The 13,130-nt window shown below is 31.0% G+C and carries 10 protein-coding genes; 8 read left to right on the top strand and 2 right to left on the bottom strand.

Annotated features, from left to right (window positions below; translation table 11 throughout):
* Window positions 1-608: 608 nt before the first annotated feature.
* The 8 genes from B5464_RS03125 to B5464_RS03090 all read left to right on the top strand — a co-directional run bounded on the left by B5464_RS03125 (window position 609) and on the right by B5464_RS03090 (window position 11,238).
* Window positions 609-992, top strand: coding sequence for an HU family DNA-binding protein (locus B5464_RS03125; RefSeq protein WP_079737149.1), 384 nt, complete (start codon window positions 609-611; stop codon window positions 990-992).
* 489 nt (window positions 993-1,481) lie between these two features.
* Complete coding sequence (hsdR, locus tag B5464_RS03120; protein WP_079737148.1) at window positions 1,482-3,857, top strand: EcoAI/FtnUII family type I restriction enzme subunit R; 2,376 nt, start codon at window positions 1,482-1,484, stop codon at window positions 3,855-3,857.
* Window positions 3,858-5,348, top strand: a complete 1,491-nt coding sequence (locus tag B5464_RS03115; RefSeq protein WP_079737147.1) for an RNA-binding domain-containing protein — start codon at window positions 3,858-3,860, stop codon at window positions 5,346-5,348.
* A 3-nt stretch (window positions 5,349-5,351) separates the two neighbouring features.
* The gene (locus B5464_RS03110; protein WP_079737146.1) at window positions 5,352-6,782 is read left to right on the top strand and encodes a class I SAM-dependent DNA methyltransferase; all 1,431 of its coding nucleotides are present in this window, start codon (window positions 5,352-5,354) and stop codon (window positions 6,780-6,782) included.
* Window position 6,783: 1 nt separating this feature from the next.
* Complete coding sequence (locus B5464_RS03105; protein WP_079737145.1) at window positions 6,784-8,484, top strand: restriction endonuclease subunit S; 1,701 nt, start codon at window positions 6,784-6,786, stop codon at window positions 8,482-8,484.
* Window positions 8,481-9,092, top strand: a complete 612-nt coding sequence (locus B5464_RS03100; protein ID WP_079737144.1) for a hypothetical protein — start codon at window positions 8,481-8,483, stop codon at window positions 9,090-9,092. The genes B5464_RS03105 and B5464_RS03100 overlap by 4 nt, the downstream gene beginning before the upstream one ends.
* Before the next feature lie 164 nt (window positions 9,093-9,256).
* Window positions 9,257-10,393, top strand: a complete 1,137-nt coding sequence (locus B5464_RS03095) for a phospholipase D-like domain-containing protein (RefSeq protein WP_079737143.1) — start codon at window positions 9,257-9,259, stop codon at window positions 10,391-10,393.
* A 2-nt stretch (window positions 10,394-10,395) separates the two neighbouring features.
* A complete protein-coding gene (locus tag B5464_RS03090; RefSeq protein WP_079737142.1) occupies window positions 10,396-11,238 on the top strand; it encodes a GIY-YIG nuclease family protein in 843 nt (280 codons plus the stop codon).
* Between the two features lie 3 nt (window positions 11,239-11,241).
* On the opposite strand, the gene B5464_RS03085 is transcribed toward B5464_RS03090, so the two are convergent.
* Complete coding sequence (locus B5464_RS03085; RefSeq protein WP_079737141.1) at window positions 11,242-11,997, bottom strand: LytTR family DNA-binding domain-containing protein; 756 nt, start codon at window positions 11,995-11,997, stop codon at window positions 11,242-11,244.
* Window positions 11,998-13,032: a hypothetical protein gene (locus B5464_RS03080; RefSeq protein WP_079737140.1), complete on the bottom strand. Its 1,035-nt coding sequence runs from the start codon at window positions 13,030-13,032 to the stop codon at window positions 11,998-12,000. It lies immediately after the preceding gene.
* Window positions 13,033-13,130: the final 98 nt, after the last annotated feature.

Here is a 13,130-nt window from a genome sequence, read left to right as displayed (position 1 = left end):
TTACAAAATTAAAGTTTTTTAAGCCTACAGAAAAGCAAGCAAGTGTATTTATGGTAAATTCGTTTTTTTTGTTAAAAACTTCAAGGGATTTGTGAATACCTTTTTCTTTTTTAAAAAGAAAAAGGTATTAGTTTTACAACAAGTTATTATTCAGTCGTTGTAAACGTTAAGTGTGTGTACTGTATTTGTAACTTAATTCTAAAAATTCGAGTTATTTCAAGAAATTAGAATACATGTAGTATCTTTATAAAATACAAAAAAGCCGATAAGATGTTGCTTAAAGGCTTTTTGTAAACGGTAACACTAAAAGAAGTGTGTAGTTTCATATTGAGACCATAAAATTACAATTCTTCTTTAAGCTTACCAAATTTATTTTATTAAAAATAAAGCAGTACAACAGACTGCAACTTGGTAAAAACATGACTTAATTTTTTTAGCGCAAACTCCTGTAAGCAAAAGTATTTGCTTGTGGTTTAACTACATAAAAACGTATGTGGTTGGGCATTGTAGTGCAGAGTTTTAAAAGCGTACCCAAAGAGGAATCTCCTTACATGTGCCTCTAAAAACAAAGCTTGTAAGAAGAAATGTAATTTTAAAATAGATAACAAATGTCAATTAAATATAAAACAATAGAGAGAAAAAATCCGCAGGATAGAACATTAGACGCAAAATATTATGCAGCAGTAGTTGCTAATGGTAGCGTAGATTTTGAAACGTTAGCAGAAATGATTTCTGAACAATCGGCATTGTCGGAAAGTGATTGTTTGTCGCTGTTAAACATCTTAGAGGTAAATATTATTAGAGAGTTAAAACAAGGGCGTATTGTGCGTTTGGGTAAATTAGGAAACTTTCAAATAAGTTTAAGTTCGAAAGGCTTTGAAACTAAAGGAGAAGTTTCTGCAGAAGGCATTACCAATACACGCATTCTTTTTAGACCTGCGGTAAAGTTAAGAACGATGCTTAAAAACTTAAAGTTTACCAGAACAACCTAGTACGCTTTTGTAATTACAAGGTGTAAACATCAAGTAATTTTTAAAAACCTCAATAACTTTAGTTATTGGGGTTTTTTGTTGCCTTTTTTTAGCCTAATTGCGTACGTACCCAACTTTTATTGGAGCAGGGTGCAGTAAAAGTTGCACCCTGATGCAGTAGCAATTGCATACGGATGCAGTAAAAGTTGCGTGTAGAAGTGCTTGTAAAACCTTATTAAAGTACTTTTTAATAGAAAAAAGGTGCTTGTTTAGTAGGGGTTAGTCGTGTAAAAAACACTTGATAAGGTGGTTTTTTATGCTTTACATATGTTTAGAAATTAACATACTATTACGTAAAACCGTAATTTATAGCTATTAAATTAAAGTATTTTTAAAGTTTAGAATTATAGTTGTCATGTTTTTAAATTTAGCTTCTATTCATTTCTTCATAAAAGAAAAGATTGCTACATTTAATGCCAAAAGCTATGATATTCTACAAATACCTATTTAATGAATAAGAAAAACCTGTCTGAAAGAGATATTTGCACCAAGTTTATAAACCCTGCCATTGAAAAAGCAGGATGGAATATGAGAACACAAGTAAGGGAAGAAGTTTCTTTTACAGACGGACGAATCATTGTACAAGGTAAAATGCACACCAGAGGAAAAAGTAAAAGAGCAGATTATATTCTTTACTATAAATCAAATATTCCCATTGCTATTATTGAGGCAAAAGATAATAAAAAAGCAGTAGGGCATGGGATGCAACAAGCATTAGAATATTCAGAGATTTTACAAATACCGTTTGTATTTACTTCCAATGGAGATTCTTTTGTGTTTCATGATAAAACAAGAGCAGACGGCGTACTAGAAGAAGAACTAACCTTAGATAACTTTCCTTCACCAGAAAATTTGTGGAATAAGTATTTGAAGTATACAAATATAGAAACCTCAGAAGCGAAAGAAATTGTAGCAAAAGAATATTACGCAGATGATAGTGGTATGACACCTAGGTATTACCAACAAAACGCAATTAATAGAACCATAGAAGCAGTTGCTAAAAAGCAAAATAGAATTATTTTAGTGATGGCAACAGGTACTGGTAAAACCTATACTGCGTTTAATATCATTTGGCGTTTATGGAAAACAGGTGTTAAGAAACGTATCTTGTTTTTAGCTGATAGAAATGCCTTATTGACCCAAACTAAAAATGGCGATTTTTCTCCTTTTGGGAATGACATTATGCACATTATTAAAAACCGTAAAATAGATAAATCCTATCAAATATATTTTGCATTATATCAAGGATTAACCAGTAATGACGAAGATAAAAACGCCTACAAAGAGTTTAGTCCAGATTTTTTTGATTTAATTGTGATTGATGAGTGCCATAGAGGAAGTGCTTCTGAAGCTTCTGCATGGCGAGATGTATTAACGTATTTTGATGCAGCTACACATATAGGTTTAACAGCAACACCCAAAGAAACCAAAGACGTTTCTAACATGGAGTATTTTGGGAAACCTGTATATACCTATTCTTTAAAACAAGGTATTGATGATGGTTTTTTAGCGCCTTATAAAGTTGTACGAATTACTACAAGTGTAGATGATGGTTGGAGGCCAACTGCTGGTTTAATTGATAAATATGGAAATGAAGTAGAAGACCGTATTTACAATTTAAAAGATTATGATAAGAATTTAGCCATTGATGAGCGAACACAGGTCGTAGCAAAGAAAATAACCGAGTATTTAAAGGCAACAGATCGTTTTGCAAAAACCATTGTGTTTTGTGTAGATATAGACCATGCTAATAGAATGCGACAAGCATTGATTAATGAAAACGCAGATTTGGTTGCCAAACATTGGAATTATTGTGTAAAAATAACAGGTGATGATGAAGTTGGGAAACAAGAACTAGATAATTTTACAGATGTTGAAGAACGTTTTCCGGTAATAGCAACAACATCAAAAATGTTAACCACAGGTATAGATACTAAAATGGTAAAAGTTATTGTATTAGAATCTAACATACAATCGGTAACAGAGTTTAAGCAAATTATTGGTAGAGGTACAAGAATTCGTGAAGCAGAAGGTAAAGTGTTTTTTACCATTATGGATTTTAGAAAGGCAACCAATATTTTTGCAAGACCCGATTTTGATGGAGACCCAGTTCAAATTTATGAGCCATTGCCGCATGAAACAGTTGTGCCACCAGATGAAGAAGAATCTACGACACAGCCTATTGAAGGAGAAACACCTTTAAATCCTGATGATTTTAGACCCACAACTCCAGATGTTGGTATTGATAGTGGAGAAGAAGAAGTAACAAAATATTATGTAAACAACATACCTGTGTCTGTAGTAAATGAACGTGTACAGTATTATGGAAAAGACGGAAAGTTAATTACAGAATCTTTAAAAGATTATTCTAGAAAAAATTTAGAAAAAGAGTTTTCATCTTTGGATGATTTTATTCAAAAATGGAATGCATCAGAAAAGAAAGAAGAACTCATAAAAGAGCTTGCAGAACATGGTGTTTTCCTAGAGGCAATGCGTGAAGATGTGGGGCAAGAACTAGATGCGTTTGATTTAATTTGCCATGTCGCTTTCGACCAACCTGCATTAACCAGACAAGAACGCGCAAACAATGTACGTAAGCGTAACTACTTTGCTAAATACAGCGAAACCGCACAAAAAGTATTAAATAGTTTATTAGATAAATACGAACAAGAAGGTATAACATCTATAGAACAAGGTGCTATTTTAAAAGTACAGCCCTTAAACCAAATGGGTTCTGCTGTAGAATTAGTGCGCGCTTTTGGAAAAAAGAAGGACTTTGACCAAGCCGTTAAAGATTTAGAAAACGAAATATATAATATTGCGTAGTTGAATATTCAAACTAAAATACAACAACCCGAAGGTAGGCGTCTTGAATTTAAAGAAGTCTTACCTAAAAATGCAGAATTAGCAAAAACCATAATTTCTTTTGCTAATGATGCTGGTGGTGAATTATATATTGGTATAAAGAATCAACCAAGAGAAATTTCGGGTTTGCAACATGACCAGTTAGATACTATTGAAAATCAAATTAGTAATATTGTAAACGACCAATGCACTTCAACCATTTTACCAGAAATTTCTTTTATAGAAGAAAATGGAAAACATATCATAAGAGTTTACATTCATAAAGGAAGTAAACCACCCTATTTTATTACTGCTAAAGGAAAAGAAAAAGGAACCTTTACGAGGGTTGGTTCTTCGAATAGATTGGCTTCTCTTGAAATTATTCAGGAACTAGAAAGACAAGGCCAGAATATTTCTTTTGATGCTGAATTATTTTTTAATAAAAATTACGAAGCCTTCAATCTTAATAATTTTAAAAGCTTTTTCAAAGAAAAAACGAATGAAGACGTAACAGTTGAGGTTTTAAAAAAATTAGAACTTGTAAAACAAGAACAAGGTCAGTTTTTGCCTACCAATGCTTTGATTTTATTATCTGATGATAAAATACGTACTCAAATTTTTCCGAATGCTAAGGTAGAGTGCGCAAGATTTAAAGGTACTATTCCTGGAACTTTTATTGATCAAAAAACGATTGATATAAGTATTGCTTTACAGGCAGAACAAGCCTACCAATTTGTATTGCGTCATATTTCACAAGGCACAGAAGATTATAAAGGTGTGTATAGAAACGATCGTTGGGAATATCCTATAGTAGCAATTAGAGAAGTTATTAGAAATGCTATAATTCATAGAGATTATTCCCTTACAGGAAAAGATATTAAAATAGCCATTTTTGATGATAAATTAGAAATCACAAGTCCTGGTAAGTTATTACCTACTGTTGATTTTAATGAGATGGATGCTGGTCAATCTGATGTAAGAAATAAAGTGCTTGCACCCGTTTTTAAACGTTTAGGTATTATTGAGCAGTGGGGAAATGGATTGCAGTTAATTGCAGATGATTTAAAGGAATATCCAGAAATTAAATTGGCATGGAAAGAACCTGGTGTCGCTTTTAGAGTTTCTTTTATAAAGGTAAAATACAAGCAACAGCTAGAGTTGCAGCTAGAGTTGCAGCTAGAGTTACAGCTAGAGATGCAGCTAGAGATGCAGCATGAGTTAAGGCACGAGTTGGAGCACGAGTCTATGTATACTCAAATACTGTTAATAGTGAAAGAAAAAACTTCTTCCAAAAAAGAAATTTCAAGAAAATTAGGGCAGAAGTCTATATCAAGTCAATTAAATATTATTTCAAACAAATTACTAGAAGATAATCTAATTGAAAGAACAATACCAGAGAAGCCCAAAAGCTCCAAACAACAATATAAAATAACAGAAAGAGGAGTTGTGTTTTTACAACTTCTTAAAAAATAATATATGAGTAACATAACAACCAACATAAAAGGTATACGCGATATTATGCGTAAAGACACAGGAGTAGATGGAGATGCACAACGAATCTCGCAAATGGTCTGGATGCTTTTTATGAAAATATTTGCCGATAAAGAAGAAGAATGGGAAATTACTATTGACGATTACGAATCACCAATTCCCGAACATCTAAAATGGCAAAACTGGGCAGCAGATGATGAAGGCTTAACAGGCGATGCCTTAATGGAGTTTATAGAAAACGAGTTGTTTCCAACTTTAAAAGAGTTGGATATTACCATAAGTCCGCAAGCAAAAATTATACGTTCTGTTTTTGATGATACCTATAATTTCATGAAAAACGGAACGCTCTTCCGTCAAGTCATCAACGTGATTAATGAGATTGATTTTAATAGCACTAGCGAACGCCATGTGTTTAATGATATTTACGAAACCATTTTAAAAGACCTACAATCTGCAGGTTCTTCGGGTGAATATTACACACCAAGAGCTGTAACGCAGTTTATGGTAGATATGATTAATCCGCAATTAGGAGAAAGCGTATTAGATCCTGCTTGTGGTACAGGTGGTTTTTTAACCTGTACTATTGATGCGGTTCGTAATCAAGTAAAAACACCAAAAGATAGAGACATACTACAAACATCCATACGTGGTATTGAGAAAAAACCATTACCACATTTATTGTGTACTACCAATTTAATGTTACATGGTTTTGATTTACCTGCTGTACGTAGAGATAATTTACTAAGCAAACCCTATGCAGATTGGGGAGCTAAAGACAAACTAGATATCATTTTGTCAAATCCGCCTTTTGGTGGTGTAGAAGAAGATGGTACCGAAACCAACTTTCCTAAAAAGTTTAGAACCAAAGAAACAGCCGATTTATTCTTAGCCTTAATCATTAAGCTATTAAAAGACAAAGGACGTTGCGCTATTGTTTTACCAGATGGAACTCTGTTTGGCGAAGGCATGAAAACACGTCTAAAAGAAGAGTTGCTGGACAAATGTAACCTACATACCATTGTACGCTTACCAAATGGCGTATTTAACCCTTATACAGGTATTAAAACCAATTTGTTGTTTTTTGAAAAAGGCACACCCACCAAAGAAGTTTGGTATTACGAGCACCAATACCCAAAAGGAGCTAAAAGCTATAATAAAACCAAACCCATTAACATTAAAGAGTTTGATGTAGAAAAAAAATGGTGGAACAAACGTGTAGAAAATGCATTTGCTTGGAAAGTCTCTATAGAAGAGATTAAAAAACGTGGTTATAATTTAGATATTAAAAACCCACACCAAGAAGTAGATACCGTAGAAAAACCAGAAGTGATATTAGAAAAATTTAGAACTACGGAAACTAAAATTTCTAGCATACAAGATAAAATTATAAATGTATTAACCGAAGCTTTAAAGTAATATGCAGCTACTAGAACACTTTAAAGAGTTAACCATTCATCCTAAAAATGCCATAGAATTAAAAGGATTGATTTTGCAATTGGCAATACAAGGAAAATTGACCTCAAAATGGCGAAAAGACAATCTTAATGTTGAAGTATCAAATGATTTATTGAAGAGAATAAAACATTATAATTCAGAACAGTTAAAACTCAATAAAAGAAGAGTAAACATACCTAAAGGTGAAATTAAAAAACTTAATTATTTACCAAAAGGTTGGGTTAAGGTTGTTAATTATGAACTATTTAATCTGCAAAAAGGAAAAAACCCTAAAGATTTATCGGAAACAGTAAAAAAATATATTTATCAAGATATTGCATCTTTAGATAGAGGAAATGTTAGAAGATATAGTGATGATGAAAAAGCACCAAAATGTAAAGAATCAGATATTTTAGTTGTATGTGATGGCTCTCGAAGTGGTTTAATTCTTGATGGAAAACCAGGTATCGTTGGTTCTACTTTAGCTGTTATTCATACACCACCATTTATAAAAGATTACATTAGACTAATTTTTTTACAAGATTTTGAAAGGGCTAATGCTAATATGATTGGCGCTGCAATACCTCATTTAAATACTAAGGGGCTTTTACTTACTACAATTGGTCTTCCACCACTAGAAGAACAAAAAGAAATCGTAAACGTAGTAGAAACTCTTTTTAAAGAAGTAGAGCAATTAGAGCAATTAACGGTAGAGCGTATTGGTTTAAAAGAAGATTTTGTAACGTCTGCTTTAAACCAGCTTACCACCAAGAATGCCAACCAAGAATGGACTTTTTTACAAGACCATTTTAAACCTTTCTTTAATGAAACTACCAATATTAAAAAATTACGAGAAACGGTTTTACAATTAGCAGTACAAGGAAAGTTGACGAGTGAATGGCGAACGAGTCATCCTGAACTCATTTCAGGAACGCATCACGCAAGCCAACTCTTAAAACGCATACAAGAAGAGAAAGCACAACTTATTGCAGACAAAAAAATAAAAAAAGAAAAGGCGTTGCCGAAAATTACTAAAGATGAAATTCCTTATGAATTACCTGAAGGTTGGGTTTGGTGTAGGATGCAAGAAATAGGTTTATTTGAAAGAGGTAAATCAAAACATCGTCCAAGAAATGATTTCAGATTATTTAGTGATGGTAAATATCCACTCGTTCAAACAGGTGACGTTTCTAGTGCAAAAAAAAATGGAGGAATTATTAATACTCATAAATCTCTTTATAATGATTTTGGTTTAGCTCAAAGTCGAATGTGGGATAAAGGAACTTTATGTATTACAATAGCTGCAAATATTGCTGAAACTGGTATACTAGGTTTTAACGCTTGTTTTCCAGATAGCGTTGTTGGATTTACGGAAATAATAGATAATGGAAATTCTTTAGCTAGTTATGTTGAGTATTTTATAACAATTATGAAATCGGATTTAGAAAAGTTTGCGCCTTCAACTGCTCAAAAGAATATAAACTTAGGAATTTTATATCAACTTAAATTTCCACTTCCACCATTAGAAGAACAAAAAGCTATCGTAGAAAAAGTAAATGCTCTAATGGGTCTATGTGATAGTTTAGAGCAAGAAGCACAACAAAGCCAAGAACATAGTGAGATGATGATGCAGAGTTGTTTGCGTGAGGTTTTTGAGGGGGAACGTAAAATGGAAGAGGTATGAGTGAGCAAGAAAAGAATAATACCTTTTTATTAATTTGTGTAATAGTAATTATAATTATTATTTATGTTGGTTCTTTTGGACAAGTAGACTTAACATTAGAAAAAGTATCTAATCAAAATGATGAGGAAAAGCTTAATTTAGGTAAACTACAATCTAGATATAATAAGCTAAAAACTTTAATTCAGAAAAAAGAATCACTAAATTTAAAATTAAATAAAAAATTTAAACGCATTTATTTTGGAGTTCGCTTTGCCCTAGCATCACTTTATTTAGGATATAATGCAATGCTTTATTTTGTTTTTGATATAACTAATTTAGGTGATTTATTGAACTGGAATCAATTTGCTTTAATAATAATAGCGCTATTTTCTTTTATTGCTTTTGGCACATTAACAAATGTTCAAGATTTCATTAATAATATTAAAATGAGATTAGAGTCTAGAACTTATGATAAATATGTTGATATTACAGAGCAATTAGAATTACATAAAAAAGAGGCTATTAAATTAACAGCAACAATATCTAAAACTAAAGCTCAAATAGAGTTGTCTAATAAAGTAATTGTTGAAAACCCTGTTTTAATTGAGGATCGAGATGATATTGGTTAACTAACTTTTATTACTAAAATACTTAAAACACTAGAAGAATAAATAGCATTGTATAAGAAGTAAGTATTGTGGTTGGGGTAAGTGTTATTTATTTAAAGCGCTACTGAAACAGCCTGTTTTACTTGAGGTTTATGACAAAGAATTTTTAAATTATAATATGCTTAATGATTAAAACAATACACGAAAATTGGTTAGAGGAATTCAATTCTGAATTAAAGAACACAAAGACTATATGCATCGTTTCTCCTTTTATTACTGATAATATGGTTAAGCATTTAATAGATAATTTTAAAGGCAAATCTATAAAAGTCATTACTCGTTTCGATTTAAATGATTTCAGAAAAGGTGTTTCTAGTTTAACAGCAATAGAAAGTTTGCTTAAAAATAAAGCTCAAATCAAAGGAGTAATGGGTCTACATAGCAAACTCTATATCTTTGATTTTAAAAGTGTAATTATTACTTCTGCTAATTTCACAAATGGTGGTTTTTTCAATAATAAAGAATTTGGAATACTTTCAGATGAATCTAGAACAATTGAAGAATCTTATAGTTATTTTAAGGATTTGTGGAAAATTGATTCGGGTATATTAAATCAGAATCAAATAAATGAATGGAGAGATACAATTGCTAATTCTAAACCATTGCCTAAAACAAGTGAAGCGCTTCCCGACTATGGTGTTTCTTATCAAAAATCTATAATTGGTAAAAGAAGATATTTTATAAAGTTTTTTGGTAAAGGTGACAACAGATTAACATTAAACCATAAAATTACAGATGAATTAAAAGGAGGGTGCAGTCATTTTGCGTTATCTTTCTCTAGAGCCAAAAATGATGCGCGACCTAGAAGATACAAAAATGGAGATGTCGTTTTTATGGCTAGAATGACCAAAGAACCAAATGATTATGTCATTTTCGGTAGAGCAATTTCTTATACTCATGATAAAAACAGAGATATTGCGAGTAAAGAGGATATTAAGCATATTCCTTGGTTAAAGGAATGGCCAATATTGGTTAGAGTTAAAAATCCAGTATTTATAGATTCTATTTACGGTAATTGTCCAAAACTATTTAATCTAATTGAAGAATTAGATTATGATAGTTTTGCTAGTACAAGGATTAAATATGATAAAGGTATCAGAAATATTAACCCTAAGAATACTCTTATGAGAAAAGGAGATGTTATTCTAAGTGAATCTGGTGCTCAGTGGATGGAGTTAGCTTTTAAAAAGGCAATTGAGCAAGAAGGTGAAGTTGAAAAAACATTAATAGCAAAACTTTATCAAGGACAAAAGATTTTTTAAATATGGCAACAAAACCACAAACCATACAAATATTTTTACCAGACGGTTCACCAACTAGTATTCGTGAAGCAGAACTAACCAATAGATTAGTAAAAGCGATTTTGTTTCCTAGAAACAAAATGCAAGAAGTTGCAAAACGTGAGATGGTTCATTTTACAGGTGTGTATTTTTTGTTTGGTAATACAGAAGATGGCGCAAAACCCTTAGTTTATATAGGAGAAGGTGAAGATTGTTTTACTCGTATTCAATCACACAACCGTAAAAAAGACTTTTGGACACATTGTGTTATCATTACCACCAAAACAGACGAGTATACCAAAACAGACGGAAAATATTTAGAGCATTATTGTTTAGCAAAAGCTAAAGAAATTGGTAGATATGCTACAGACAATGATACTGGTTCTAAAAAGCCATCGATAAGTGAAAGTAGAGAATATGATTTGTTAGATAATTTTGATACTGCCAAAATATTATTGGCAACTTTGGGTTATCCAATCTTTGAAGAAAAACGAAAAGCAAAAAGCCCAAAAGAATTGTTTTATTGCAATGGTAAAGGTGTATCCTCAGTTGGTGAGTTAACAGACGACGGATTTTTAGTGTACAAAGGTGGTACTTCTAGTATTAGTGTTACCAATAGCATGAATAAATGGATTGCTGTATTGCGTAATCGTTTACTAGCAGAAGGCATTCTTAAAGAAGATAATGATATGTATGTTTTTCAACAAGATTATATATTTAACTCACCTAGTGCAGCTGCAGCAACAATTTTAGGACGCTCTACCAATGGCTGGACAAAGTGGAAAGATAAAGAGGGCAGAACATTAGACGAATTAAAAAGAAAGTAGACGTTAAACTCCAAGTAAATTTCTTATTTTAGAAATTATTGTTTGCTTTTCATTATCACCAATAGTAAATTCTTGTTTGCAGTCTAAAAGAGAAAGTTCTTTATTATTTCTTACATTAATTTTAGATAGATTTACAATGGTACTTTGGTTAATTTTTTCAAAACCATAGGGTTCTAATTTTTTAGATACCTCATAAATACTAATTCTAGCATTAGTAACAATAACCTCATCTTGTGCACCAAAAAAATGAACACAATTTTTATTAGCGTGATATTTGTTTACATTTCTTGAAGAGGAAATGTAATAGATGTCGTCTGGGTAAAAGCCAATGTCTTTATTAACGCCTATAGCAAGTGTTAATCGTTTTCCTTTTTTTATAGTTTTATGTCTATTTATTTTATCAATAACTTTATTCTTTAAAATGTATTCAAATTCATCTAGTTCAAAAGGTTTGCTCAAAAAACCAGAAATATCTAAACTATTAATCACCATTTTTTCATTATTAATTGTAGAGGTTAAAAAGATAACTTTTTTATTAGGAGCTATTTTTTTAGCCAATTCTAAACCATTATAGACAGGCATCTCAAAATCTACGATAAGTAAATCAAAGTCGTCTTCGTATATCTCTTCAAAAGCCTTTTTAGAGCTATCGTAGCTTTTAACGTGGTGTAAATCATAATCTTTACTAATAGAAACAATTTTTTCTTGTACTCTTTTTAAAGTTTGTGGATCATCGTCCACAAGAATATAACGTATCATTTAATTTAAGCTCAAAGTTAATTCTGATAAATATTGGTTATTAGGCAATGTTTTATGCTCTAATTTACTTTTTGGATAATAAGCGTTTAACAACTGTTGTAGTGCATTGAGTCCGAAACTACTAGATGTAGCAACTTTAATATCATTATTTAAACCTTGTTCTACACTATTTACCAAACAATAACTTAATTGTTTCTGCTCGTTTTCTTTTAAAATAATACTAATAAAGGAATCGTTGTTATTTAAGCTACCATGTTTTAAAGCATTTTCTACAAACGGAAAAAATAGTGTGGGTTTAATTTTAATAGTACTCTTTTGTTCTCTATTTAGCGTATTGTTAAATGCAATTTTGGTGTTGGGTTTCAAATATTTAATTAAATCTAAAAACATCTGAATATGTTCTAGTTCTTCTTTTAGTGAAGTGTTTTCTTTATGTAAAGCAGTAACATTATAATCTAATAATTTAAAGATGTTTTTTAAAGCCTTAATTGGTGGTATTTTATTTTTATTTGTTTTTATGCTGTAGCTTATTCCTAAAAAAGATTTGTAGCTCCTTTCGGTTTGCTCCATATCATCATAAATTTGACTAATTACATTTTTAATAAAATGTGCGCCTAATCTCGTATTATTTGCTTCTACATTTTTAAAATTAACATACTGCTCATAAGTTCTTTTTTGATGTTTATTAGTTTCTTTGTGTTTGGCTATTTCTTGTTCTTTTTTACTTAAACTTTCAAAATGAATCTTTTTAGTTTCAGCAAGTTCTTGCTTTAATCTTAATAATACATTGTTACTTTTAAGATTTTCACTTTCTAGTTTGATGTAATTATCTAGTTTTTGTTGGTTTTTAGATTTTTCTTTTAAAAGCTGTTCATTTTGTGTTGTTAATTCCTCATTTTCACCTCTATAATAACGTTTAATAATATAGTTGTACAGGTTTCGAAGTATAAATAATGCTAAAATAATTAAGAAAAAAGGTGCATTGTCAATAAGATACTCAAGTTCATCTAAGAACTTATAATAAAGATTTTTCATTAGGGGTGTATTTCAATTTTTTAAAACTAAAATACTATTTTTTATAGAAGTTTTATTAGAAATCACAAAAAAGACAACTTTTATCACAAATACGAGCA

It is taken from the genome of Polaribacter sp. KT 15, from assembly GCF_900143115.1.
In the GTDB taxonomy this organism is placed as follows: Bacteria; Bacteroidota; Bacteroidia; order Flavobacteriales; family Flavobacteriaceae; genus Polaribacter; species Polaribacter marinaquae.
The sequence above is the reverse complement of the archived record's forward strand: the minus strand, read 5'-3'. Positions and strand labels throughout refer to the sequence as shown.

What these genes read in the sequence shown, in the direction of transcription:
- B5464_RS03095 (WP_079737143.1), top strand. Translation starts at nt 9,257, where the DNA reads ATGATTAAAACAATACACGAAAATTGGTTAGAGGAATTCAATTCTGAA.
- hsdR (WP_079737148.1), top strand. Translation starts at nt 1,482, where the DNA reads ATGAATAAGAAAAACCTGTCTGAAAGAGATATTTGCACCAAGTTTATA.
- B5464_RS03090 (WP_079737142.1), top strand. Translation starts at nt 10,396, where the DNA reads ATGGCAACAAAACCACAAACCATACAAATATTTTTACCAGACGGTTCA.
- B5464_RS03080 (WP_079737140.1), bottom strand. Translation starts at nt 13,032, where the DNA reads ATGAAAAATCTTTATTATAAGTTCTTAGATGAACTTGAGTATCTTATT.
- B5464_RS03110 (WP_079737146.1), top strand. Translation starts at nt 5,352, where the DNA reads ATGAGTAACATAACAACCAACATAAAAGGTATACGCGATATTATGCGT.
- B5464_RS03100 (WP_079737144.1), top strand. Translation starts at nt 8,481, where the DNA reads ATGAGTGAGCAAGAAAAGAATAATACCTTTTTATTAATTTGTGTAATA.
- B5464_RS03105 (WP_079737145.1), top strand. Translation starts at nt 6,784, where the DNA reads ATGCAGCTACTAGAACACTTTAAAGAGTTAACCATTCATCCTAAAAAT.
- B5464_RS03085 (WP_079737141.1), bottom strand. Translation starts at nt 11,997, where the DNA reads ATGATACGTTATATTCTTGTGGACGATGATCCACAAACTTTAAAAAGA.
- B5464_RS03125 (WP_079737149.1), top strand. Translation starts at nt 609, where the DNA reads ATGTCAATTAAATATAAAACAATAGAGAGAAAAAATCCGCAGGATAGA.